The following is a 26,449-nucleotide window of genomic DNA, read 5'->3' on the forward strand; positions in this document are numbered from 1 at the left end:
TCGTCAAGATTTTTTGCCGACGGCAGAAAATGCAGCACATTTGCGGCTCTGGAGGCCATGAGCTTTTCGCCAATACAGGGTGATGTTTGCGGGATCGTAACGTCTTACCAGGGTTCACGAGGAGTTCTGCTGTCACTCTCGACAGAGTCATCCGGATTCCTTAATTTTATTACGAAAAATGTCCTGAACTGATGAAGATTTTTACGTAGTCTTGTCATATTTTATGGTATTACCACGGGAGAAACGCTGAGAACCGAAACAATCGAGTATAATGAACAAAACGGGATGCAAGCCATGGAACCGAGAGAAGTTCAAACTGTACAGGATGCCAGGCTGATCGTTGAGGAACGTGGTCTGAGCCATGTCAAAATTGGTCTGTTTGATAATGATGGCGTCATGCGGGGCAAATATATGAGCCGGGAAAAGTTTTTTTCTTCGCTCGACAATGGCTTTAGCTTCTGCGACGTGGTGCTCGGCTGGGATATGCAGGATCAGCTCTACGACAACGTCAGCTATACCGGCTGGCACACGGCCTTCCCTGATGCCCCGGTAAGAATCCTGCCGGCGAGTTGTCGCGATATTCCTTTTGAAGACGGGATGCTGCTTTTTCTCGCCGAATTCGCGGGAACGGCGGAAGCAGTCTGTCCACGAGGTGTACTGCGCCGAGTCATCGACAGAGCTGCGGATATGGGTTTCGCCGCTTTTGCCGCTCTCGAATACGAATTTTTTCTTTTTGATGAAACGCCCGACAGTGTGCGACAGAAAAATTTCACCAACCTGAAGCCAATGACTCCCGGCTGGTTCGGCTATTCAATGCTGCGCAACTCTACCCATGCCGGGTTGTATCATGAGATGATCGACCTGGCCAACGCCATGGATTTTCCGTTGGAAGGCATACATACCGAAACCGGTCCTGGCGTCATCGAGGCAGCGATTACTGTCGATGGGGCACTGAATGCTGCCGATAAAGGAGCTCTGTTTAAGACATTTTTAAAAGTGTTTGCGCAACGCCATGATATCATGGCCACCTTCATGGCCAAGTGGTCCAACGATTATCCGGGCCAGAGTGGCCACATCCATCTGTCACTGCGCCATAGCAAAGATCATACTTCAGCCTTTTACGATAACCAAAAACAACATAATATGAGTGACATCCAGTTGCAGTTCGTTGCCGGGCAACAAAAACTGATGCCGCAACTGCTCTGTATGCTCGCTCCCACAGTAAACAGCTACTCCCGTCTCATCCCCGGATTCTGGGCCCCGACCGATGCCACCTGGGGCATTGATAATCGAACCACCGCACTCAGGGTTATCCCGGGAAGCGAAAAATCACAGCGGGTGGAGCACAGGGTGGGGGCGGCCGATGCCAACCCATATCTGGCCCTGGCCGCCGCACTTGGGGCCGGGCTCTATGGTATTGCAAAGGGATGGCAGCCGGAGCCGTGCACCAGCGGCAATGCCTATGCTCAAAAACATGCCGAACATTTAGCCCTGCCCAAGACCCTGTGGGAAGCGGCGCAGACATTGAAGACATCAGCCGCGGCCCGCGAGCTATTCGGCGATTCCTTTGTCGCCCATTTTGCCGCCACACGGGAATGGGAGGAACGGGAATTTCGCAAACACATTACCGATTGGGAACTGCAACGCTATTTTGAAATAATCTGATTTTTTATGGTGAGTACACAATGAGCACGTCATTTTCAACCATCAGTCCTATCGATGGATCAGTCTATGTAGAAAGAAATTATGCAACTACAGATGAGATGCAGTCCTGTCTCACCACTGCCCGCCAGGCCCAGCAGGATTGGCAGAAGGTTCCACTTGCTGAGCGCAAAAAGCTGTGCTCGCGGGCAATAGATGCCTTTGTCGCCCGAAAAGAGAGAATCGCCGAGGAAATCTGCTGGCAGATGGGCCGGCCTATCCGATATGCCGCAGGCGAAGTTGCCGGCCTGGAAGAAAGGGCCCGAACCATGATCAGGCTTGCCGATCAGGGCCTGGCACCGATCCAACTCGATGAAAAGCCCGGCTTTCAGCGCTGGATACAACGGGAACCGGTCGGGGTGGTGTTCGTCATCGCGCCGTGGAATTATCCCTATTTAACGGCAATTAATGGTGTGATGCCGGCCATTCTGGCGGGAAACGCGGTGATCATCAAACACTCGGCCCAGACGCCGCTCTGTGCCGAACGATTGGTTGAGGCCTTCAGGGATGGTGGTCTGCCGGCGGGAGTCTTTCAATTTCTGCATCTGACCCATGATGCTACTGAAACAATTATTCGCGACAGCCGGGTTAATTATGTGGCGTTTACCGGATCTGTTCCCGGGGGAGAGATGGTAGAAAAAGCGGCAATGGGCCGCTTTATCGGAATCGGCCTTGAACTTGGCGGCAAAGATCCGGCCTATGTCCGCCGCGACGCGGCCTTAGACCATGCGGTGGACACGGTGATGGACGGGGCTTTTTTCAACTCCGGCCAGTCCTGCTGCGGTATTGAACGGGTGTATGTTCATGAAGAAATCCATGACCAATTCCTGCAGCGGGCGGTGGCCTGGGTCAAAGCGCTGCAGCTGGGACGCTCCGATGATCCGGCGACGACTCTTGGTCCACTGGTCAAAGGAGGTGCCGCCGACTTTGTCCGCGAACAGATACGAGAAGCGGTCCGCCAAGGGGCAGTAGCACATATTGCACCCACCGATTTTGCGATGGATGCGCCGGGCAGCCCCTACCTGGCACCGCAGATACTTACCGAGGTCGACCACTCGATGCGGGTCATGACGGAGGAGAGCTTCGGCCCCGTTGTCGGTATCCAGAAGGTTCGCTCCGATGCAGAAGCTGTCGAACTGATGAATGACAGTGCGTTTGGTTTGACTGCGGCCATTTTCACCAAAGATATTGCAACGGGCATTGAACTTGGCCGACAAATTGATACCGGCACTTTTTTTATCAACAGATGTGACTATCTTGATCCGGAGCTGGCCTGGACCGGCGTTAAAAATTCCGGACATGGCTGCACGCTGTCGGTAATCGGTTACCAGGCTGTCACCAGGCCAAAATCTTTTCATATAAAAACTGATATTTAAAGGAACACGACAGTGGATTATACGGCTAATTGGAATTACCCGACAAATGTGCATGTGGGCCGGGGACGGATTGCAGAACTCCCTGATCTCTGCAGATCCCTGGGAATGCAGGCACCGCTGCTGATCACCGATCCCGGACTTGCTGCGGTACCGATGGTGCAAAAAGCAGTGGACGATATACAGGGCACAGGCCTTAGATGCGGTATGTTTTCCAAGATCAAAGCCAACCCCACCGAAGACAACGTCACGGCCGGGGTTGATTATTACAGGCAGCATGCCCATGACGGCGTTATTGCCTTTGGCGGTGGCTCCGCTCTCGATGCGGCCAAGGCGGTTGCCCTTATGATTGGCCAACACAGGCCCATCTGGGATTTTGAAGATGTCGGCGATAACTGGACCCGTGTCGATGCTGCTGCCATGGCACCGGTCGTCGCCGTCCCCACCACCGCAGGCACCGGCTCGGAAGTAGGACGCGCCTCCGTCATTACCGACCAGCTGCAGCACACAAAAAAAATCATTTTCCATCCAAATATGTTGCCGAAACAAGTCATCCTTGACCCTGAACTGACGGTCGGCCTGCCCAAAGGTATGACGGCGGCAACAGGAATGGACGCCCTGTCGCATAGCCTTGAAGCGCTCTGTTCGCCCTTTTATCATCCGATGGCCGCCGGAATTGCCGCAGAAGGGATTCGCCTGGTCCAGGAATATCTGCCCCGCGCCGTAGCCGACGGTACAGACATTGCGGCACGCACCCAGATGCTGGTCTGCTCAAGCATGGGCGCAACGGCCTTCCAGAAAGGTCTGGGGGCAATGCATGCCCTTGCCCACCCGCTCGGCGCGCTGTACGACGCCCACCACGGCACGCTGAATGCCATCCTGATGCCCTATGTGCTGCAGGCTAACAAAAGTGCAATTGAGCAGAAAATCAGCTGGTTAGCCAGGTATATGGGGCTGGCCGATGCAAGCTTTACCGGCTTTTTAAACTGGGTGTTGAGTTTGCGGGAAATGCTGGCCATTCCGCACAGTCTTGCGGCAATCAATATCGATGAGAGCCGGAGAAAAACGGTGGCCAGAATGGCCGTTGCAGATCCATCCGCCGGTGGCAACCCCATCAGCTTCAGCCAGGAACAGTACAGCGATATATTCGTCGCCGCTGTTCATGGTACACTCTGAACAAACATGCGGGTTGCTCTTCTGCAGTGCGATGAGGTTCTGGATAAATTCCGACCGCAGTTCGGTTCCTACATCGAAATGTTCAAACGCATGTTTTCACGGATTGACGATTCCTTGATCTTTGACAGCTATGATTGCCGGGCAGAACAATATCCCGACGATCTCGATATCTATGATTTTTTCATCACCACCGGCAGCCGGGCAAGTGTTTATGATCAGGACAGCTGGATTCCTACTCTCGTTGAATTTGTCAGGCGACTGGCACGGGAAAATAGAAAATTCATCGGCATCTGTTTTGGCCATCAGATCATAGCGGTCGCTTTGCAGGCCAGGGTGGAGAAGTCGGAAAAAGGCTGGGGAATCGGGGTGGCAAACAACCGTATTGTCTGCCGGCCGTACTGGATGAACGAGAAAAAGGAAGATATCAATATCATCGTCAGTCATCAGGACCAGGTTGTCTCTCTGCCACAGCAGGCAGAGGTTATTGTTGAAAGTGATTTCTGTCCGTTTTTTATGGTCCAGTGGAATGACCATTTTCTGAGCATCCAGGGTCATCCCGAATGGCACCCTGATTACGCCAGGACCCTGATGAATGAGCGCCGGACAATTATTCCCCCACCTACCATTGAAACTGGCTTACAGTCTCTGGCAAAGACACCTGACAATGAGATTGTTGCCCGCTGGATCATTAATTTTATAGGAGGACAAGCACTGCGGCGTTCATGATTGTCCATCGCCGGGAAACTTTTTTGGCTTCTGCTGGTTTTTTATGATGCTGTTTATTGATTAACGTTCTACTAAGCATTACGCTATGCTGTTTTTTATTTCTACGACGAGTCCGCGACAACTCTATAAATTCGTGGGAAAACATTGGGGAATAATGCAGCCGCCCGCGGTCGTGCCCCGTGTCCTCCCCGCACACACCAACCCCTGACACAGGCTATTATGGCATCAACGGCAGAACGATCTTCTCTTATCCACCGGGCACTTCCGCTCATCACGCTGAGTCTTTTCACCCTGGCGCTGTGGGTGCTGCATGACGCCCTGCGCCAGTACAATTACCATCATATACTCGCTCAACTGCGGGTCATACCTTCCTCGCAGATATTTTCCGCTTTGGGTTTGACTGTATTGAGCTATCTGGTGATGACCGTCTACGACCAGCTGGGGATCTGCTATGTGCAACACCCTCTGCACAAGGGCAAAGCAACAGTGGCAGCTTTTATCAGCTACGCCTTCAGCAATAGCATCGGCTTGTTTCTTCTTACTGCCGGGTCGATCCGCTACCGGCTTTATTCGGCGTGGGGCCTGTCAACCGAAGAGATTGCCCGCCTGGTTTCCTTCACTACCCTGACCTTCTGGTTGGGCCTTGCCACCGTCGGCGGTATAGTTTTAATCGTTGCCCCTCTCGAAATGCCGGCTATTGGAGGACTAACAGGGATATATTCCATCCGCCCGATTGGCCTGGGTTTACTCGCCCTGACGGCCGGCTATCTGCTTATCGTCCTGATACGAAGAAGACCCTTTCGCTTCTGGAACTGGGACATCCCGCTCCCTTCCATGCGTTTGGCCGGATCACAGTTACTAGTCGGTTCCCTGGACTGGACCCTTGCCGGGTATGTGCTGTTTACTCTGTTACCCGAGCAATCCAGCTTTTCTTTTTTTCAGTTTCTCAGCATCTATCTCCTGGCCCAGATGGTCGCCCTGATCAGCAACGTACCTGGTGGATTGGGCGTTTTTGAATCTATGATTCTCATCCTGGCACCAGAGATCCCGGCAGACGCGCTGCTCAGTTCCATGCTGATATATCGAGGTATCTACTATCTGCTGCCGCTTTCCCTTGCAGCCATCCTGCTCGGCGCCAATGAACTATTAGAAAAAAAACCCCTGGTTAAAAAAGCGATGCGCCATGCCGACCGCTGGTGGGGTATCATGGTTCCACCGCTGCTGGCGGCCACTACCCTGGTAGGCGGAGCACTGCTCCTTTTTTCGGGGGCCACCCCGGCCGTTCCCGGTCGTTTACACTGGCTGGATACGATCATCCCCCTGCCTTTAATTGAATTGTCCCACTTTCTCGGCAGCCTGGCCGGATGCTGCCTGCTGCTCCTGGCGCGGGGAATTCTTGGTCGCCTCGATGCGGCCTATGTTCTGACCGCCATTCTGCTCGGACTCGGCAGCCTGTTCTCACTGCTAAAAGGCGTCGATTATGAGGAATCGCTGCTGCTTGGCCTGATCCTGGCCGCGTTGCTCCCCTGTCGCAAACACTTTTACCGACGGGCGTCGCTGTTTAGCGAACCCTTCAGCCCGGGATGGATTGTGACGGTCCTGCTGGTTTTGCTCAGTTCCTTCTGGCTGGGATTTTTCTCCTTCAAACACGTCGATTTTTCCTCTCAGCTCTGGTGGCAATTCACCCTGAAAGACGATGCCCCCAGGTTTCTCCGGGCGATGGTCGGCTCCACCGCACTGCTGTTGATTCTGGCTATGGCCCGGTTGCTCCGGCCTGCCGTCAAAGACCCCGGACAGCCGGGACCGGACGAACTGGACCAGGCCCAACTGATTATCAGGCAGGTTCCGGTCACTCTTCCCTATGTCGCCCTTCTCGGCGACAAGGCCCTGCTCTTTGATGATCAGCAAAAGGGTTTTGTCATGTACGGGGTCGAAGGCCGATCATGGGTCGCCCTGGGCGACCCGGTCGGCCCACGGGAGGTGGCCCGCAGCCTGGCCTGGAATTTCCGCGAACTTGTCCAGCGACATGGCGGACAGACCGTTTTTTATGAAGTCGGCACCGATATGCTCCATGTATATCTCGATATGGGGATGACTCTTTTTAAGCTCGGCGAGGCAGCAAGTGTCGAGCTGCCCAAATTTTCCCTGGAAGGGAAAAAACGCAGTGACCTGCGCTACAGTCATCGTCGTCTTGACAAGGAAGAATGCAGTTTTGAAGTCATCCCCGTTTCCCTTGTCCCCGAACTTATGCCTGAATTGCAGAAGATTTCCAACGCCTGGCTGAAAGAAAAAAATACCCGTGAAAAAGGCTTTTCCCTGGGGAGGTTTGATGAAAGATACCTGAGGCATTTTCCTGTCGCCGTAGTGAAACAACGGGGACGGATTATTGCCTTTGCCAACCTGTGGATGAGTGAGGACAAAAACGAACTGTCACTTGACCTGATGCGCTTTCTGCCCGAGGCCCCGCGCGGCGTTATGGATTATCTCTTCATCAGCCTGATGTTATGGGGAAAAGATCAAGGTTTTCAGCACTTTGATCTGGGCATGGCCCCCCTCTCCGGCCTGGAGAACCGACCCTTTGCCCCGCTTTGGAACCGGATCGGCGCGGTAATCTTTCAGCAAGGGGAACATTTTTACAACTTCGAAGGATTGCGCGGCTATAAGCAGAAATTCGATCCGGTCTGGGAGCCCCGCTACATTGCCTGCCCCGGAGGTTTTACCCTGCCGCGCATCCTTCTCAATGTGGCCGCCTTGATAAGCGGCGGCATTAAAGGAATAGTCACCAAGTAACACCGGGAAACAAATGAGAAATCTTTGATTGAATACAGGAAGGTGTCAAATGAATAAAAAACCCCTGAAAATCAAGCCCACCTGCCAGATCTGCGGCTGCGATCAACGGCGCGAACTCTACCATGCCTCTTTGGTCAGGCCCGTTCTCGCCGACTTGATCCACAACGAACATGGCAGTTTTGTAGAGGATGGCTGGATCTGCAACAAGGATATCCAGAAGTACCGGCACCAGTATGTCCAGCATCTTCTCCAGACAGAGAAAGGTGAAATCAGCTCCCTTGAGCAGGAAGTCATCGATAGCCTCAGGCAGCAGGAGATCCTGGCGACCAACCCCGACACCGAGCTGTTCGCCGGGTTAACCTTCGGACAACGAATGGCCGACCAGTTTGCCCAGCTGGCCGGCAGCTGGGGCTTTATCTTTACCTTTAGCGGGGTGCTGGTCATCTGGATTATCGTCAATACCATCAATGTATTCAAACAGCCCTTCGATCCGTACCCGTACATCCTCCTTAACCTGGTACTGTCCTGCATTGCTGCGCTGCAGGCGCCGATCATCATGATGAGTCAGGGGCGCCAGGAGGCCAGGGACCGACTGCATGCCCGACGGGACTATCAGGTCAATCTGAAGGCTGAGCTGGAAATTCGGCATCTGCACCAGAAAGTTGATCATCTGTTAATGCATCAATGGGAGCGTCTTGTCGAAATACAGGATATTCAGCTGGAGTTGATCAATGAAATCAAAAACAGAACATAGCAGAGGGGGCAGGTAAATGTTGTTTTGTCAATCCGGAAATGGATCATGCCCGCAGAACCTGTCAAATTGATTGACATCCATGTCGTGGCAATTATCATAGGTCAGATTCGAGAGTCAAGGGTTTGATAGAAAAAAGAGTACGGATCGCAGAGGAAACGTTTTATCCGGCCTTCCTCTGGTGTGAGCTTTTATTAAAGCAGATCATGTTTTTTTACAGGAATTAAAAAACAATGAAGAAAAAAATTTTTCTGACCATTCTCGGTCTCCTTCTTATTGTCGGCATTCTGGCTGGCATCAAGGCCCTGCAGATTCGGGCAATGATTGCTCAGGGTAAAAAATTCACTCCGCCGCCTGAAATAGTCACCTCGGCAACTGTCACCGCCGACTTCTGGGAAACAATGCTTACCTCGGTCGGCTCACTCGACGCCGTGCAGGGCGTGGTAGTAACCGCCGAAGAAACAGGCAAGGTGGTCGATATAGCTTTTGAAGCCGGTTCCCGCGTAGCAGCCGGCGACCTTCTGGTACAGCAGGACATATCGGTCGAAACAGCCCAGCTCCGATCTGCCGAATCCGCATCCGACCTCGCGCGAATCGAATTCAACCGATCCAGAAAACTGCTGGCGGACAAGGTTATTTCTCAGGCCGACTTTGATAGCGCCCAGGCCCAACTGACCCAGACTACCGCCCAGGCAGACAATTTTCGCGCAGTCATTGCCAAAAAAACCATCCGAGCCCCATTTTCCGGTCGACTGGGCATTCGTCAGGTGAATCTGGGCCAGGTCATCAGGGAGGGCGATGCCATCGTCAATCTGCAGTCCATGCAGCCACTTTTCGTCAATTTTCTTCTGCCGCAACAGCAGCTGGCCCAGGTTCACCCAGGACTCACCGTCCGGGTAAGCTCGGACGCCCTGCCGGGCAAGATCGTCACCTGCCCGATAACCGCCATCAGTCCGGAAGTAGACGCCGCCACCCGCAATTTTCGGGTGCAGGCAACGCTGGCGAATGAAGAGGAACAGTTTCGTGCCGGCATGTACGTGAATGTGACTGTCGTCCTCCCGGCAAAAGAAAAGGTGCTGATTATTCCGGCCACGGCTGTTCTGTATGCCCCATACAGTGACTCGGTGTTCGTGATCGAAGACCAAAAGGGTGAAGCCGGCGCCCCTGGCGGTAAAACCATCCGCCAGCAGTTCGTTCGTCTCGGCGAAAAGCGCGGCGATTTTGTCGTCGTGACCTCAGGCCTGAAAGGCAACGAAGAGGTGGTAAGCACCGGCGCGTTTAAACTGCGCAACGGCCAGGCGGTCAAGGTGGATAATAAACTACAGCCCGAATTTAAGGTGTCACCCCACCCGGCGGAAAGCTGACAGATGCAGCTTTTTCCTTAACCTGCTTGCAATGAGACTTTTACGAGTTTATCACTTATGAAATTCACTGATATTTTCATCCGTCGCCCGGTACTTGCTCTGGTGATCAGCTTTCTCATCATTATCGCCGGCCTGCAGGCTATCCGCTCCCTGAACGTCCGCCAATACCCGCGCAGCGATAACGCCGTGGTCACTGTTACCACGGTCTATGTCGGTGCCAGCGCCGACCTGGTGCGCGGCTTCATTACCACCCCGATGGAACGCGCGATTGCCGCCGCCGATGGTATAGATTACCTGGAGTCGCAAAGCACCCAGGGCCTGTCCACCATCAATGCCCGCTTGAAGATCAATTACGACCCGATCAAGGCCCTGTCGGAGATCAGTTCCAAAGTAGACCAGGTGCGCGGCGACCTGCCGCCGGAAGCCGAGGTACCGATCATCAACGTCGAATCGGCCGACAGCCAGTTTGCCTCCGCCTATCTGAGCTTCACCTCGGATATATTGCAGCAGAACGAGATCACCGATTACCTGGTGCGTATCGTCCAACCCCGGCTTTCCGCGCTGAGCGGCGTACAACGGGCCGATATTCTCGGCGCCCGCACCTTTGCCATGCGTATCTGGCTCAAGCCCGACCGCATGGCCGCCTTCAATATCAGCCCAAGCCAGGTGCGTCAGGCCCTGGCGGCCAATAACTTTCTGGCCGCCGTGGGCAACACCAAGGGGTCGCTCATCCAGGTCAACCTGACCGCCAATACCGATCTCCGTTCAGTGAAAGAATTTAAACGGTTGGTGATCCGTGAGGAAAATGGCGCTATCGTCCGCATTGAGGATATCGGCGAAGTGGTACTCGGAGCTGAAAGTTACGATGCGGAGGTGCGCTTTTCCGGCCAGACAGCTGTGTTTATGGGAATCTGGCCCCTGCCGAACGCCAATTCCCTGGATGTTATCAAAGGGGTGCGAATAGAGCTGGATGCCATTACAAAACAGCTGCCCACCGGACTTGAGGGTCGCCTCGCCTACGATGGCACCGCCTATATCGACAATGCTATTCACGAGGTGATCAAGACGCTCAGCGAGACCCTGCTCATCGTCATTATCATTATTTTCCTTTTTCTGGGGTCGATGCGGGCGGCAATAATTCCCGTGGTGGTCATCCCCATGTCACTGATCGGGGCTGTTTTTCTCATGCAGGCCTTCGGCTTCACCATCAACCTGCTCACCTTGCTGGCAATCGTCCTCTCGGTCGGTCTGGTGGTGGACGATGCCATCGTCGTGGTCGAAAACGTCGAACGTCACTTAAGCCAGGGTCAGACCCCAATGCAGGCCGCTATTTTTGGTGCCCGAGAACTGTTGCGTCCGCTGATTTCGATGACAATTACCCTGGCGGCTGTCTATGCCCCTATCGGCCTGCAGGGCGGTCTGACCGGTTCGCTGTTTCGGGAATTTGCCTTCACCCTCGCCGGTGCCGTCGTTATCTCCGGCATCGTCGCCCTCACCTTGTCCCCGATGATGGCTTCACAACTCTTACAGCCAGGCATGACCGAACATGGCTTTGCCGGCAAGATTGAACGTGATTTTAAAAAGATCCGCAATTTTTACGGTCGATTGCTGGACAAAACGCTTAATGCCCGGCCAGCGGTGTATATGGTCTGGCTCCTGTTGAGCGCGTTGTCCATCCCCATGTTTACCATGTCGGCCAAAGAGCTGGCCCCGGCCGAAGACCAGGGCGTCATTTTTGGTATTCTGGATGCATCTGCCAACTCCACCCTCGACCAGACGAGCCTCTACGCTGCTGCCGTCAGCGATGCCTTTCTGAGCGTACCGGAGACCCAATTTGTCTTTCAAGTCACCATGCCTTCGTCCGGCTTTTCCGGCATGGTCGTCAAACCATGGGAGGAGCGTGAACGCACTATTTTTGAGATTATGCCGGAAGTACAGCAAAAACTGCACGGCATCACCGGCATCCGCATGTTCCCGGTAACCCCGCCTGCGCTTCCCGGCGGCGGACAATTTCCAGTGGAATTTATTCTGGCCTCTACGGCCGAGCCGGCGCAGATTCTTAATTTTGCCAACCAGATCCAGCTCGCCGCCATGAAAAGCGGCATGTTTGCCTTTCCGCCCTTGATCGATCTCAAGATCGATCAACCCCAGTCCGAACTGGTTATCGACCGGGACAAGGTGGCCGATCTGGGCCTGAATCTTCAGCAGGTGGGTGCCGACCTGACAGCCATGGTCGGCGGTAATTTTGTCAATCGCTTCAATATCAGCGGCCGCAGCTACAAAGTGATCCCCCAGATTCAGAGGGTGGATCGGCTCAACCCGAATCAACTGAAAGACATCTATGTCACCGACAGTAATGGAAAATTAATCCCACTCAGTACCATTGCCACCATAAAGGACAGCACTGTACCGCGCTCGCTTAACCGTTTTCAGCAGCTCAATGCGGTCAAAATCAGTGGCGTGGCTGTTCGTCCGCTGGAGGAGGCCTTGAAATTTCTGGAAGACAAGGCGGCCGAGATCTTACCACAGGGGTACGTACTTGATTACACAGGCGAATCACGTCAGCTGCGAACAGAGGGCAATAAATTTATCCAGGCTTTCGGCCTGGCGGTAATTTTGATTTTTCTGGTCTTGGCCGCCCAGTTCAACAGCTTCCGCGATCCCTTTGTTATTCTGGGCGGATCGGTGCCCCTGGCCATGTTTGGCGCCTTGGTCTTCACCTTTCTGAAAATGCCTGATCCCAGCGTTGCCTTCTGGACGCATGGCTGGACCACAACCATGAATATTTATTCCCAGGTTGGACTGATCACCCTGGTCGGTCTGGTTTCCAAAAACGGGATTCTCATCGTCGAATTTGCCAATAAACTGCAGATACAGGGACACAGTAAACGCCAGGCTGTGCACGAAGCGGCGATTACCCGCCTGCGCCCTATCATGATGACTACCGGGGCCACTATCGCCGGACACTTTCCCCTGACGCTGGTTACCGGGGCCGGGGCGGCTGCCCGAAACTCGATCGGTCTGGTGCTGGTTGGCGGTATGGCCGTCGGCACGATGTTTACCCTGTTTATCATCCCTTCCATCTATATGCTGATAGCCAAAGATCATGCCAAGGACAGGGGGGATCAGGAACAGGCGTTCAGTGAGAATGAACCTGAAAGTATCGAGGCGGCACAATAGGGGGGAAGGACGACCGGAGGACAGATCACGACGTAACCGACATGCGGCCCTGGCAGGAACAATTCAAACACCAGCTCTGCCTGACGCTCTTACTGGTTTTTTGAATCGTGTTCTGGCCAGAGCAAAAGCAAAACAGACCCAGGTCGCCATTTGTTATATCGACCTGGATCATTTTAAACAGTCATGCGCTCTTTACGGGTGCATGACGCCTACCATATCACCTAGGGAATTAACGTTTTTATAATATCCCTTTTGCCGATCACGCCCACCAGTGTGTCACCGCGCATTACCGGCAGGGTATGGACGTCTTTTTCCGACATCAGGGTTGCTATTTCATCGATAAGCGTTTCTTCGACCACCGTACGTGGGTTTTTGCTATAGATATCGCCAACTGTCGCCCCGGCGATTTTCTTCATTTCTTTTTCCATCTTGTCCGGATTTTCGAGGTAGAAGACAGAATCGAGGATGGTTATAACGGTGGGAATATGAAGCTTTTTCTTCTGGTCGATCAGGTCGTTTACCGTCACCACGCCAAGAAGAGTACCGGATGCGTCAAGGACGGGAACACCACCGATATTCTTTGAGGCGAGAAGCTGCGCCAGTTCGATTACTGTTGTTTCAGGTGTAACAGTGATAACATCTTTCGTCATAATTTCCGCAGCTTTTTGCATGCATTCCCCCTGTTGTCTTTCTTCATTGGTGGCATTGTGAAAACTACCCGAAGGGTCTCTTTTTTCTTCCGAGTTGTTGCCATTCTACCGATTTTTTATCTCTACAACTTAATCATTTACGGCTCGAGAGGAAACAGGGAAGATGGATCGTTCGTCAAAATAGCACCCCACCCGGTTCTTCAATCATCTTTTTGCATAGTGCCGGTTTCCTGTTCCAGACGAAAGGAGAAATTATTTTCCGGGCGGTCATGCCAATAATGCCGTAATGTCTTTTCAATGACCGGGAACGCGATTGTGGACCAGGGGATTTCCTTTTCTTCGAACAGCCTGACCTCCATGCTTTCCCTGGTCGCATGAAACCGGGGAGCCTGAAGCCGGGCCAGGAACATGAGATAAACCTGGCCGATATGGACGATATCAAAGAGGCGATATGGCTGCAATGCAACGACTGACGCACCCGTTTCTTCTGCAGTCTCGCGTCTTGCCCCTGCTTCGGTTGTTTCATTGCATTCAAGATAGCCTGCCGGCAATGTCCAGAAACCCTTTCTCGGTTCAATATTTCTTTTGCAGAGAAGTATCCTGGTCTCCCATATGGGAATACACCCCACCACTATCTTGGGATTTTGGTAATGGATACGACCACAGGAAGTACAGATCGAGCGAGGTCGGTTATCATCCTGCGGAATCAGTGAAACGACCGGCGCAGCACAATGTGAACAGAAATTCATGGTATTGTAAATAGCTATGAGGTTTGCCGACTCCACCACAACAGATGCGGGCCAAATTCTCCTGAAAAATGCTCTTCCAGAGTACCCCTTGCAGAATGGTCAGGCAATGGTTTCTTGCAGGATAGTCGTGCAGACTCTCTTTCCGGGGCGGTCCGAATTCTCACGACACCACTTGCAATCCTATTGTACATGTGATTGACTTCAATAAATTTTTGCGGGTAATCCGGGCTGCAAGGCATCCTGACCAGTACCCCCGGGACCGATCCAGCACCAGGATGAACAAGCGATAGAAAGGAGACAGAAATCGTATGGGAATTATCGTTGCCTACTCAATTTTGGCACTTATGTTTCTTGGCCTGTCATCTGGTGTATACAAACCAAAGAAATGGCATGACCTGACGGACAAACATGTCAAGATCCTCAGGATCGGCTGTTTTTTGGGTTTTCTGCTTATTGTCGCCAATCTTGCCGGCCACCTCATCTAAGATGACAGGCAACTCTTAGCAGACCGACGAAGAAAAAACCGGCAGGAACGAGGAACGGTACAAGGAGCTTGGCCGAGAACTGGTTCCCAGGGCGCTTACCCGTCGATCCGCCGCTTATCAGATTCCGGCGGCAAGCGCCGTCGATCTCCGGGGATCGGCACCACCGTACATTATACCATCTTTCACCATGATCGACTGAATGGCCCCCATGGCCTCTTGCTGTTCCACTTTGTGTCCTTTTTCCTGCAATATTTTGATGGTATCGGGGCTGATCCCCTCTTCGATCCGCAGTTCATCCGGCAACCACTGATGATGGACGCGCGGGGCCGCCACAGCACTCTGGATGTTAAGGCCGTGGTCTATGACATTCATAATCACCTGCAGGGTAGTGGTGATAATCCGCGAGCCCCCGGGGCTGCCGGTCACCAGAAAGTTTTTGCCCTCATTTTTGACAATAGTCGGCGACATGGAACTGAGCATCCGTTTGTTCGGCTCCACCTTGTTGGCTTCTCCGCCGATCAGGCCGTAGGCGTTCGGCACTCCCGGTTTGGCGGAGAAATCATCCATCTCGTTATTGAGCAGAAATCCGGCTCCATCGACCACAATGCCGGAACCGTAGCTGAAATTGATCGTATAGGTGTTGGAAACGGCGTTGCCGAATTTATCGACTATCGAAAAATGCGTTGTCTCGCTGCTCTCATATGGTTGCGGTGTACCGGGAGCAATGGTACTGCTCGGGGTTGCTTTTTCGGTGTCAATACCGGCACGGATTTTAGACGCATAGTCTTTTGCGATAAGGCCCTTCAACGGCACCTTGACAAAATCCTCATCGCCCAGATAAAAAGAACGGTCGGCGTAGGCACGCTTCATCGCCTCAGCCATCAGATGGATGGTCCGGGCCGAATTGTGGCCATATTCAGCGATGGGATATCCTTCGAGGATATTGAGGATCTGCACCACATGCGCCCCGCCCGAACTTGGCGGCGACATCGAATATATGTCATAGCCACGGTAGGTGCCATGCACCGGACTGCGCATGGCCGGGGCATAGTTTTTCATATCTTCCATGGTGATAAGGCCGCCGTGTCTGGCCATTTCCGCCACCAGCAGTTCAGCTGTTTTCCCTTCATAGAACTCTACAGCGCCCTTATCGGCGATACGCTGCAGCGTCGCCGCAAGATCTTTCTGAATAAAGATTTCCCCCGGCGCAAAGGTACTGCCGTCCGGTTTATAAAAGATCTTTGCCGACGCTGGCCATTTCTTAAGCATAGCCTCTTTTTCTTTCAGACCGTCGCTAAAGCGCGGTGTGACGACAAAACCCTCCCCGGCCAGTTTGATTGCCGGGGCCATTGCCGCCTTTAAACTTATGGTCCCGTATTTTTCCAGCGCCAGGGCGAGCCCGGCAACCGTTCCCGGCACCCCGGCCGCCAGATGGCTGTACCTCGACAGCTGACTGTCCGCATTGCCCTCTTTATCAAGGAACATGTCAACGGTTGCTTTCGCCGGCGCTTTCTCCCGATAATCAACAGCGACCACCTCATTGTTTTGTTCCGAAGAAATAAGCATAAATCCGCCGCCGCCAATATTACCGGACCTGGGCTGGGTGACAGCCAGTGAAAACGCAGCGGTAACCGCCGCATCAATGGCATTGCCACCTTTCTTCAGTACTTCCTGAGCTGATTCTGTAGCAAGGAAATGGCTGGTAACAACCATTCCCTCGCGGCCCTGCACCGGGCTCATCCGCTCACCTTCCAGGATCGCAGCAGAATGGGCTATCGTGACAGCCAGTAATACAAAAGCCGCCAGCAGGCAGGCGACACGCCTATGATTTAATTGGAAAAATATTGCACGCATATGTCCTCCTGGGTTCTTGATTTCGCAACATGATTGCGTTGCCGAGAAGAGCTCATTCAGGTACGTTAAAGGCTATGCAGCAATTTGAAATGCAGAATTGCATGGAGAACACACCCCGATCAAAACCATCAGTTCTGGCCGGGGTCGTCATTGAGGAAATATAAACTATACTTTTACAGGGTTATCTGTCACCACCACGGCCGCCCCCCCGGCCACCGCCTCCGCCAAAACCACTCCTGCCGCCACCGGCACCGCCGCGGCCACCACTGAAGTTGCCTTTATTGCCCTGACCGCCTCCGCCAAAGCCTCCTTTGCCGCCTCGACCGCCGCCACCGCCACCTCGGCGATCCTCACGATTTTTGTCCTGCGGTCTGGCTTCACTGACAGTTACTGTCCTGCCTTTAAATTCCTTGCCATTCAGGCCGTCGATAGCCGCCTGTCCGGTCTCTTTATCAGCCATCTCGACAAAGCCGAAACCCTTTGATCTGCCAGTGACTTTGTCGGTAATTACACTGGCTGACTGAACGTCGCCATACTCGCCAAAGAGCTGCCGCAAATCATCCTCTTTAACCTCGTAGGACATATTCCCCACATAGATCTTCATGTGCTGCTCCTTTTAAGTGCCTTACTCCGAAAGTCTGCCTGGAAACAGAACATACGGAGAACACTGTTAACGTAAACAACTAAAATAGTGCCACCAAGGCACTTCTCCCCGCTCATCTTTCATTTCTCGGGAGTAAGTCTTTCTGCTGCAACGTTCCCCCTTCATTTTACTTTTTAAGCGTCCCTGTTTTTTTCGGACGGTTACGCTGCCTGCTGCCAGCTTTCAATCAAGCTGTCTCAAGAGAGCGCGCAACTCATCGAGCTCTTCCAGCAGATCAAGGACTAATGCGGCCCCCGGGAGATTCACCCGCAGGTCGTTTTGTAATCTCAGCGTCACCTGAATTCTTTTCACTGCCAGCCCGTTGAACCGCCAGGTCTCAGGCGAGCTCCCTTCCGGAATGAGCACCCCCTCGTTGACCATTTCGTGGATCAACTCATTTTCCACCCGGCACAGGGTACAGATCTCAGTGATTCCCCACGTCGTGCTGTCGTCCAGGACAGTGCAGGAATATTCTTCTTTCATATTCAACCTCCAAACCCTGACCGGGGATTATAGGGCATCAATTTCGCCATTTTTTCATACAAATCCTTTTGTTCCGGCGTGTCAGCCGGCGGGGTATGGACTGCAAGAGTTACATATTGATGACCGACCTGAGTTTTTGATGAGAGTCCCCGGCCCTTCAGTCGCAGTTTTCGTCCTGTCTGCGAATTTGCTGGCAGTTTTAAATCAACATGACCACCGAGAGTCGGCACAGCAATCGTTGCCCCGAGAGCTGCCTCCCAGGGTGTCACCGGCAGAACGAGATAAATGTCGCGTTTGTTGATCGTAAAATACGGATGTTTTTCAAAGACGATTTCCAGGAAGAGATTACCCCGCGCTCCCCGCCCATACCCAACATCCCCCTGCCCTTCCAGCCTGATCTGCTGACCTTCGATGACTCCTTTGGGAATTGTGACATGCAGCGACTGGGGTTGGATAGTCATGCCGCCATTACCGTCCCCCACCGTTCTGTTCAGGGTGATGGTTCTTTTCGCCCCGTGATAGCTGTCCTCCAGAGTAATGGCTACCTTGGCGTGCAGATCATTGCCACGATCATGCTGTCCCCGGCCAAATGAAGAAAAATCTTCGGTCGTGAAACCGCCGCGGCCTCCGCCGAAGAGCGATTCGAAGAAATCGCTGAAATGTTCCGAAGACGCCTGTTGCGATCTGAAGCCGCCTTGTTGCTGACGGGTATTCCACCCTGGCGGCGGCCTGAATTCCTGACCTGCCTGCCAGTTGCTGCCGAAACTGTCATAGGCCTTGCGTTTCTCCGCATCGCCGAGGACTTCATTCGCCTCATTAATTTCCTTGAATTTGAGCTCGGCCTTCGGGTCTTTATTGACGTCGGGATGATATTTCCGGGCCAATTTTCGATAAGCCCTCTTAATCTCCTCCTGGGATGCGTCTTTGGCGACATTCAGGGTTTTGTAATAGTCCTTATAATCCATATCCCTTGCCGGTCCAACCGGTTCACTTATCGTTGAGTTTCAGTCAATTGTCGATTTTTGTCGATGCCTCCGCCAATAAATCGTCAGTTCAAATATTTGTCAGAATCAATTATAAACACGTCTTCCTTATCGGTACAGTATGAGTCGATAAAAAAATCTATCTGCACCTCGCCCCCCTGCTGAATGGCAGGAATTTTCTGCAACCACCTGTGGCAGGCCAACACCCCATGATGAACAATAAGATACCCGGGATAACCTTTTCAAAAGCGGCAAACTGCCTTACAGTTTTGTAGACGACCGGGAGGAATCCAAATAATCGGAGGTGTGTCATGAAGGAAATTCAAGATGTCTATCGAGGCTGGAATATAACCGTTGCCGGTGCAGAAAAGCTGTGTTCTCATTTCAGTTTTACTATCACTGATCCATCAGGCAAGGCGCAAAACGTCGCAATGGGCGGGGACAATGCAGAACGGGCTCTGGAAAGAGCGAAGGAATTGATCGATATGGAAGTGGAGTTTGCGGCCGAAGAATAACTGTTTCGGGTTTATTTCTTTTTAGAGTCGTCTGCATCATACATCAGACAATATTCCTTGATGAGTTGAATACGTTTCTGGGGTGGTATCCTGAAATATATCGGACTCAACATGAGGATTCTAATTGCTTCTCTGGCAGTCATAAGCTGCTCCTCGTCACAATATTCACAGCCAATGCAACATACGAATATTTGCTGGAACATCGACCGGCCGGCCGTTGTTTCAGCATTCCCTCTCCCTACTCTTTGTTCTTCAATTATCATGCCATTTTTTCTCAGCAGATACGTTTTGCGAAATAGTGGTGCCAAACTGAGGAGCCCACACGACTATCAAGATAAGATCTTGATAGTATAGCATATGTTTTTTCATGCGGAGCAAGGATGCTGTGTTTTTCAGAATGCGAGTCCACAGAAGATGCTCCTTGTAGCAAAATACGCCGTCATATTTGTTAACTTTCCGGATATCTGGATGTTTTTCCGTATAGCTGGATTTTTTATCGATAGCCGGGTTGATCCTGCCGTTAATTAGTGCCGTGATGCAGACGAGAGACAAAGCCCCACACAATTCCTAAAAGAATTACCTTCGCATCCGGGATAAAAACTGACAAGGAACAGACCAGGAGAATATCCTGCAGCTAAAAGAGCGACCGCTCTACCGCGGTTTGTTTTACGACCTATACCACTTGCAATTAGCGTTACAATGATTTACTCACTGGGAATACCCAGAGAATCAGGAATTTCAAAATTGGAGCGGCAGCATATTTTATGGTGAGAAACATTCTATTTGTCGATGACGACGCAGTGCTCTGCAATGCGGTGACCAAGAGTCTGAATCAATACAGGGAAAACTTTGCGATTGTCACCGCCTGCGATGGTTTTGAGGCTGTCAGGCAATTGAAGAAGGTCCCCGTATCGCTTGTTATTGTGGAACCGATACTGCCGCGCATGGACGGCATGAGTTTGATCACCCACCTTCGGCAACATTATCCAGACATTCCGGCCGTTATTGTATCCTCGATGGATGAAATACGTCTTCAGGCAGTAGCAAAAGGGAGTGGTATTACAGGATATCTCAAAAAACCTTTGCAGGCAGACAAGCTGGTTACCGCCATCAACGGCGTATTGCAGCATGAGGCGGCTGGCGGCATAATGCATGATATTTCTCCGACAGTATTTCTGCAATTAATGGAAATGGACGCAAAATCCTGCACCATACGAATAATTGACAACGCAACACAGCGAGGCGGCATTCTTTTTTTCCAGGAAGGCGAGCTCCTTGATGCAAGGATAGGCGAATTGCATGGCATTGAGGCAGCGTATGAACTTTTCTCCTGGGATTCAGCAACAATCTTTATACGCAATGAGTGTGAACCAAGAAAAAATGTCATCAACAGCGGGTTGACTCCCATAATTATGAAGGCGGTGGGTATGAAAGATGAAACAACGAGCCCCGAACCGGAAGATGCACCCAATCCTCCGCAGGAGCCAGGCAACGAAAACAAACAGACAAACGCCTTGACTGCGGCCAGAATAGAAGTATTAAAAACCAAGTTAGGCGATGAACTGGGCCTGAAAAAATCTTTTCAAGATGCCACGGTGACGCAGGCGGTGACACAACTTACGGATATGGGAAAAATGGAACGTTATGGTGCATTCAGCTTTGCCTATATCACCCACAAAAAAGACCACCAGATAGTCTTGTCCGGACACCCCCCGACGGTGTTGGACATTGCCCCGAGCTGTGCTCCGAACAAGATTGTCGACCTGCTCACCAAAACGAAATTGTGATATATGGAAATTACCTATCGAATTCGCCCGATAGCCTGAGAGACCTCCGCACTGCTCAGAGTTTCCTGAAATTCCATATGAATGGTATAATCATTGCCGACAAAGTCGTGGCACTGGACCGCTTTAATCACCCCCTTGCGCTGAACTGAATGGGGGGAAAGATCCGTTCGCACGGTGACATTCACATCCTGGCCGAGCAGAGCTACGGCATTTTTCTTTTTGGAAAACCGCAGACTAAAAGCCAGACCTCCTCTTGAAATATCTATAAGATTCCCTTTGGTACCAAAGAGACTTTCTTCGCCTATATTTTTGACCAGTGCAACAGCCACCTTGCCAGATATTTTCACCCGCTCAAAGCGTCTCCTGGTCGTTCCGGGCTTATCAAAGGTGATATTGGTCAATTTAAATTGATTGCAATAATCCATGAGCTTCGTACGAATTGCCGGACAACTTTCTTTGAGACTCAGGAGACGGTCCCAGGTGAGCTGGGAGATATCTGCCCCCAGACTTCGTGCGCTCATCGTCCATATGGATATATCGAAAAAAGTTTCAGCACCGAATATTTCGCCGGCGTCCAGGGTTTTCAGGGCATATTCGCCCCCATGGCTTGCCGAAAAAAGCTGCACCTTCCCGCGATCGATAAAAAACAATGTCGACACAAATTGCCCCTGGTCGACGACAATCTCACCAGTTTTATAATGTTTATGAACCATCGCATGATAGAGAGAAGAAAACTCTTCTGTCGACAGCTTCCCGGCCAGCTTGGCCCAGACAGCTCGATATGCATCACTGATGGAAAGATTTTTCTGTTCCTCGATTATCTCCGCGGCAAGGATTATCTCGCGCAACGCAGTCGAATCCGCCTGAAGGATCCAGTCGCGCAGATGCTCAGCCATGTCGAATTGTTTTTTATGGGCGCAGATTTCAATCTGTGCCAACATAAGTGCGATAGCGTCACCTTTCTTGCCCTGATGCAACAGATCTTCTATTTTCGGGCCCTCTGGCACCTGAGCAGCATAGCTTTTTGGCAAAGAAGAGGAAGCAGCAAGCGGGGGTTTGGTTTCAGGCAGCGCCTTAGCAACAGGATTGTCTGTGCCTGGAGAGGCCGTGCTGGTTTCCGGCGGCAAGGCCAGTTCCAGCTGGGCAACCGCCACCTGGGCTGCGTACCGAACCTCATTATCCAACACGGTTTTTCCAGAATAATGGTCCTGCAATATTTTTTTTAGCACCTGGCGGGCTGCAGGAGACGCAGACTGGCCAAGGACCTGACAAATATTTCCCACCAGCTTTGCGCTGATCTGCGGAATGACTTGAGCATTTCGGCCAAGGAGAGCAATCAGTTTTTCGGCAATTTCTTCATCTGCAAAAGGCAGAAGGGCCATGATAAATTGCGGCTTATGCGTGTCATCGGCATCCTGCAGCATCCGGAGCAAAACTTTCTTACAGATAGTCGAATCGCTCAGTTTCGCTTTTAATTGTGTACAGGCCGCTTTTATATTCTGCAGGCGGTCAAAACCGTTCATGCCGACAATAAGATAGCCAATCTCGGTTGAGTGGAGATAATAACCGCCCTGTTCGAAGAACAACTCCGCTTCGACAGGCGAATGCAATTGATCGATAATCGCATGCCACGGGGAAACGTGCTCAGCTTTTTCACCAACCTCACTGTTATCATGCAAAAAGAGGACATCTCCTCGAGTCGAAAGAAAGAGTACTTTCTGAATGGAAGGAAGTTGTGATATTTTCGTGAGAAAGGAGTTCATCCAAACACTATGTTAAAAATTTCAACAGGCACCCTGCAGAGAAACAGGGTGAAAACTTGATCAATTGCCGCGAACAGAACAGTACAATAGCCTTGAATCCCACATGATCCGGACTGTTCCGTCCAAAGCCCTATATGGATATTAGTACCTTACTCTTTGAACTCTGTCAAAAAAAACGGGTAAGCCAGGGCGAGTTTTAACAACATGAACTCGAGTGCACCGCAAAGGTGCTTATCCCGGTTTATTTCCCGTTTACCACGGTTACAACTCTTGCAGCAACAGTCTTCCTCAGATTGACACGCTGATGAAAAGCACATCTGCTAGAGCCCGTTTTCTAGTGCTTTTCGAGGCTGTTGTTGCAGTGCCTCTGCCACCAATTCCAGAAGATGTACGGCTTTCACCGACAGACCCGCGTGATTGATTGTATCCTGCAACTGCATGATGCAGCCGGGACAGGCTGTGGCGATCAACTGTGCTTTGCTTTCTTTTAATCCGTCAATTTTCCTGGCGCCAATGGCTTTACTGGCCTCGTAATGATACACCGAAAAAGTCCCCCCCAGACCGCAGCAGGTCGCGGCACTTTCCATTTCAACAAAATCGACATTAGGCAAAGCGCGCAGCAACTCTCTGGGCTCTCGCGTTATCCCCTGATTCTTGAGATGGCAGGGATCATGATAGGTGGTCCTCACCCTATCCGGCCACTTTTCCATCCCGGCCAGTTCTGCGAAAAGCCGTTCTTTTTTCAAAAAGACACTGAAGTCAACCACTTTACCGGTGAAATCGCCATAATCAGCCTTCATGGTCCGGTAATATTCGCCGATCCCGCCATTACAGGAAGCACAGGCAGTTATGATGTATTGTACCTCTTTTCGGCGAAAGGCATCGACATTGGTCTCGGCCAGCTGCTCGACCAGTCGGCCGTTTCCCGAAGAAAGCGCAGGGATACCGCAGCATTGCTGTGTTCTCGGCACATACACCGAATAGCCCATCCGCTGCAGAATGGACACCATGATTTCCCCTATTTCCGGGTAGATATAGGTGATGGAACAACCGGCAAAAAAACCAACCACCGGTTTATCAGATCGTCCTTCGATAAACTCCGGCACCCGGTCAAAAAGATTATGAAAGGCAATATTCGGCACGGTCCGATCTTTCATGACCGGCGTCGGAAAGCGCAGCCGTAAGCCACTCGATTCCGGCACCTTTTTCAACACCAGGGGAGAAAGTAATGCGCTCCCCTTGCTGAGGGTCTTCATCAGCGCCGGGGACCCCAGCAGGGTCGAAACTCCCCTGCCGACCAGCGACAGACCCCGATTATCGGTAATCTGTCGGCGGATGGCCCCGACGATTTCATGGGTCGGCACCTTGTTGGGACACTTATTGACACACGAGCCGCACATCAGACACATGCTGATATCCTGCTGCAGATGCGCTTCTAACCCCGCTTCCCCATCAAGCAGGGCTGCCGCGAGGGCAATTTTACCCCTGGCAACCGCTCCTTCTTTTTTATTCACCTGATAGGCGGGACAATGGGCCTGACAGACGCCGCACTTGACGCACTCGCGGATGACTTGTTCAAAATCCTGTAAACTCTTATTCTTTGTATGGGTCATAATGTACTTCTTATACGGAGCTTGCTTTTACCGTTAACTCATTGTAGTTGTCTCACCCCGCCCAAATACTGTGCGGGATTATTTTCAATGCCCCCTTGAGGGGGATAAGTTCCTTCACGAAATAATTCTCTTGTAAAAAACACAAGAAGATTGACGATTGGCTACTAATCCCGCCCAAAAGATATGCGGGATAAGTTCCTTCACGAAATAATTCTCTTGTAAAAAACACAAGAAGATTGATGATTGGCCACTAATCCCGCCCAAAAGATATGCGGGATAAGTTCCTTCACGAAATAATTCTCTTGTAAAAAACACAAGAGAATTATTTCTAAGTCACTAAGAATATCTTCCCCGGATTAAGGACGTTGTTGGGGTCTAATGCCGCCTTAATCCGCTGCATATAAGCGATGGTCGCGACATCCAGCTCCATCTGCAGATATTTTGCTTTGGACGTACCGATGCCATGCTCTCCGGAAATCGCCCCCTTCAGCTTGACGGCGGCACTGAAAACCTCGTCCATCACCTTGTCGATTTTTTCCGGCATGCCGTCTTCTCGTAAATCGACCATCACATTGACATGAATATTGCCATCCCCGGCGTGACCGAAATTGACGATGGGCACCCCGTAATCCAGGGAAATTTTTTCCAGGGCACGGATCATATCCGGCACCTTGGAGCGGGGCACAACGATATCTTCGTTGAACTTGTCGGGATTGACCTTGCGCAGGCTGGGGCTGACAATGCGCCGAACCTGCCAGATCTCCTCCGACTCATCCTCGGTCTCGGCAATCCGGGTATGCAGAATGCCAAACGGCTCGATAACGGCCAGGATCTCCCGCACCTGCCTATCCAGTACCTGGGCGTCGCCATCCACTTCAATGATCAGGATGGCCCGGCACAGTTTGGCCAGAGGCAGAGTGCTTGCGCCACGGATACAGTTGATGGTGGCTGCATCCAGGAACTCCAGCGTGGTGGGAATAATCTTGGCCCTGATAATCGCCGAAACCGACTGGGCCGCCCCGTCAATGGAGGCGAACTGCACAAGCATGGTCTTTTTCGCCGCCGGCTTGGGCAACAGTTTGACGATAATTCTCGTGGCAATGCCCAGGGTCCCCTCCGAGCCGACAAACAGTTTGGTCAGATCGTAGCCGACCACATTTTTCAGGGTCCGCCCCCCGGTTTTGATTATATCACCGGTAGGAGTAACGACCTCAAGGCCCAGAATATAGTCTTTCGTCACGCCGTATTTCACACAGCGCGGGCCTCCCGCACATTCGGCCACATTACCGCCCAGGGTACTGAATTCCTTAGACGCCGGATCAGGTGGATAAAAGAGGCCCAGTTTCTCCACCTGCCGCTGCAGTTCGGCGGTGACCACCCCCGGTTCCACTTCGGCGATGAGATTTTCGGTATCGATATCGATAATTCTGTTCATCCTGGTCAACACCAGCACGATACCGCCCCGGACCGGCAGGGTGCCGCCGGTAAAGCCGCTTCCGGCCCCACGGGGTAGAACCGGTATTTTCCAGCGATTGGCAAGTTTCACCACCAGGCTGACCTGCTCTGTTGTTTCGGCATAGACGACAACATCAGGTAAATATCGCTGCTGCGTGGCATCATAGGAATGGGTGATTTTATCCGACGTTGCCGTCGAAACATTATCTCTGCCGGCAATGTTTATAAGTTCTTTGACTACCAGTTTGTCCATTTAGGTTCTTTCCCGCGGTTATAGTATGAGTGATATGTGCAACTATAAGGCTTGTGGCACAAATTGAAAGCGACAATACATCTCCTGCCAATTACCGTCAATGCTTTGAAGATATTGCAAATTACCGGGATATACGTTCTTATCTGAACATAATA

Annotated in this window: 20 protein-coding genes; 11 read left to right on the top strand and 9 right to left on the bottom strand. The window is 51.9% G+C overall.

The genetic code is table 11. From position 1 onward, the window contains the following. Positions 1-294: 294 nt before the first annotated feature. The 8 genes from FCL47_RS07570 (at position 295) to FCL47_RS07605 (ending at position 13,061) form a co-directional block, all read left to right on the top strand. Positions 295-1,665, top strand: coding sequence for a glutamine synthetase family protein (locus tag FCL47_RS07570; RefSeq protein ID WP_136812877.1), 1,371 nt, complete (start codon positions 295-297; stop codon positions 1,663-1,665). A gap of 20 nt (positions 1,666-1,685) precedes the next feature. Next, the gene (locus FCL47_RS07575) at positions 1,686-3,077 is read left to right on the top strand and encodes an aldehyde dehydrogenase family protein (RefSeq protein ID WP_136812878.1); all 1,392 of its coding nucleotides are present in this window, start codon (positions 1,686-1,688) and stop codon (positions 3,075-3,077) included. Between the two features lie 12 nt (positions 3,078-3,089). Then, positions 3,090-4,250, top strand: a complete 1,161-nt coding sequence (locus tag FCL47_RS07580; RefSeq protein ID WP_136812879.1) for an iron-containing alcohol dehydrogenase — start codon at positions 3,090-3,092, stop codon at positions 4,248-4,250. 6 nt (positions 4,251-4,256) lie between these two features. Beyond that, entirely contained in the window at positions 4,257-4,976 is a 720-nt protein-coding gene (locus FCL47_RS07585) for a GMP synthase (RefSeq protein WP_136812880.1), read from the top strand. Between the two features lie 219 nt (positions 4,977-5,195). Next, positions 5,196-7,766 carry a bifunctional lysylphosphatidylglycerol flippase/synthetase MprF gene (gene mprF, locus FCL47_RS07590; protein ID WP_136812881.1) on the top strand — a complete coding sequence of 857 codons (2,571 nt, stop codon included), beginning with the start codon at positions 5,196-5,198 and terminating at the stop codon, positions 7,764-7,766. Between the two features lie 49 nt (positions 7,767-7,815). Further along, on the top strand, positions 7,816-8,520 hold the full coding sequence (locus tag FCL47_RS07595; protein ID WP_136812882.1) for a DUF1003 domain-containing protein: 705 nt from the start codon (positions 7,816-7,818) through the stop codon (positions 8,518-8,520). A 230-nt stretch (positions 8,521-8,750) separates the two neighbouring features. Then, entirely contained in the window at positions 8,751-9,881 is a 1,131-nt protein-coding gene (locus FCL47_RS07600; protein WP_136812883.1) for an efflux RND transporter periplasmic adaptor subunit, read from the top strand. 57 nt (positions 9,882-9,938) lie between these two features. Beyond that, positions 9,939-13,061 (top strand): efflux RND transporter permease subunit, encoded by a 3,123-nt coding sequence (locus tag FCL47_RS07605; protein ID WP_136812884.1) that lies wholly within the window; start codon positions 9,939-9,941, stop codon positions 13,059-13,061. Positions 13,062-13,282: 221 nt separating this feature from the next. Here the strand turns inward: FCL47_RS07605 and FCL47_RS07610 are convergent, their stop codons facing one another. Beyond that, a complete protein-coding gene (locus FCL47_RS07610; protein ID WP_136812885.1) occupies positions 13,283-13,732 on the bottom strand; it encodes a CBS domain-containing protein in 450 nt (149 codons plus the stop codon). 179 nt (positions 13,733-13,911) lie between these two features. Continuing rightward, positions 13,912-14,460 (bottom strand): NUDIX hydrolase, encoded by a 549-nt coding sequence (locus FCL47_RS07615; RefSeq protein WP_136812886.1) that lies wholly within the window; start codon positions 14,458-14,460, stop codon positions 13,912-13,914. A 308-nt stretch (positions 14,461-14,768) separates the two neighbouring features. Here FCL47_RS07615 and FCL47_RS24360 point away from each other — a divergent pair, with 308 nt between their 5' ends. After that, positions 14,769-14,945 (top strand): hypothetical protein, encoded by a 177-nt coding sequence (locus tag FCL47_RS24360; protein ID WP_153306359.1) that lies wholly within the window; start codon positions 14,769-14,771, stop codon positions 14,943-14,945. Positions 14,946-15,062: 117 nt separating this feature from the next. Here FCL47_RS24360 and ggt read toward each other — a convergent pair whose 3' ends face one another. The 4 genes from ggt to FCL47_RS07635 all read right to left on the bottom strand — a co-directional run bounded on the left by ggt (position 15,063) and on the right by FCL47_RS07635 (position 18,890). Continuing rightward, the gene (ggt, locus tag FCL47_RS07620; protein ID WP_136812887.1) at positions 15,063-16,799 is read right to left on the bottom strand and encodes a gamma-glutamyltransferase; all 1,737 of its coding nucleotides are present in this window, start codon (positions 16,797-16,799) and stop codon (positions 15,063-15,065) included. Between the two features lie 181 nt (positions 16,800-16,980). After that, complete coding sequence (locus tag FCL47_RS07625; RefSeq protein WP_136812888.1) at positions 16,981-17,403, bottom strand: RNA-binding protein; 423 nt, start codon at positions 17,401-17,403, stop codon at positions 16,981-16,983. 222 nt (positions 17,404-17,625) lie between these two features. Continuing rightward, complete coding sequence (locus tag FCL47_RS07630) at positions 17,626-17,925, bottom strand: chaperone modulator CbpM (RefSeq protein WP_136812889.1); 300 nt, start codon at positions 17,923-17,925, stop codon at positions 17,626-17,628. 2 nt (positions 17,926-17,927) lie between these two features. Beyond that, complete coding sequence (locus FCL47_RS07635; protein WP_136812890.1) at positions 17,928-18,890, bottom strand: DnaJ C-terminal domain-containing protein; 963 nt, start codon at positions 18,888-18,890, stop codon at positions 17,928-17,930. 329 nt (positions 18,891-19,219) lie between these two features. Between FCL47_RS07635 and FCL47_RS07640 the strand changes: the two genes are divergently transcribed. Both FCL47_RS07640 and FCL47_RS07645 read left to right on the top strand, forming a co-directional pair. Continuing rightward, positions 19,220-19,423: a hypothetical protein gene (locus FCL47_RS07640; RefSeq protein ID WP_136812891.1), complete on the top strand. Its 204-nt coding sequence runs from the start codon at positions 19,220-19,222 to the stop codon at positions 19,421-19,423. Between the two features lie 764 nt (positions 19,424-20,187). After that, a complete protein-coding gene (locus FCL47_RS07645) occupies positions 20,188-21,210 on the top strand; it encodes a response regulator (protein WP_136812892.1) in 1,023 nt (340 codons plus the stop codon). Positions 21,211-21,224: 14 nt separating this feature from the next. On the opposite strand, the gene FCL47_RS07650 is transcribed toward FCL47_RS07645, so the two are convergent. The 3 genes from FCL47_RS07650 to FCL47_RS07660 all read right to left on the bottom strand — a co-directional run bounded on the left by FCL47_RS07650 (position 21,225) and on the right by FCL47_RS07660 (position 26,294). Further along, positions 21,225-22,889, bottom strand: coding sequence for a cyclic nucleotide-binding domain-containing protein (locus tag FCL47_RS07650; RefSeq protein ID WP_167496408.1), 1,665 nt, complete (start codon positions 22,887-22,889; stop codon positions 21,225-21,227). A gap of 404 nt (positions 22,890-23,293) precedes the next feature. Next, positions 23,294-24,586 carry a (Fe-S)-binding protein gene (locus FCL47_RS07655; RefSeq protein ID WP_136812894.1) on the bottom strand — a complete coding sequence of 431 codons (1,293 nt, stop codon included), beginning with the start codon at positions 24,584-24,586 and terminating at the stop codon, positions 23,294-23,296. A gap of 328 nt (positions 24,587-24,914) precedes the next feature. Further along, entirely contained in the window at positions 24,915-26,294 is a 1,380-nt protein-coding gene (locus FCL47_RS07660; RefSeq protein ID WP_136812895.1) for an FAD-binding oxidoreductase, read from the bottom strand. Between the last annotated feature and the right edge of the window lie 155 nt (positions 26,295-26,449).

The sequence above is a fragment of the Desulfopila sp. IMCC35006 genome (assembly GCF_005116645.1).
Lineage (GTDB): Bacteria > Desulfobacterota > Desulfobulbia > Desulfobulbales > Desulfocapsaceae > Desulforhopalus_A.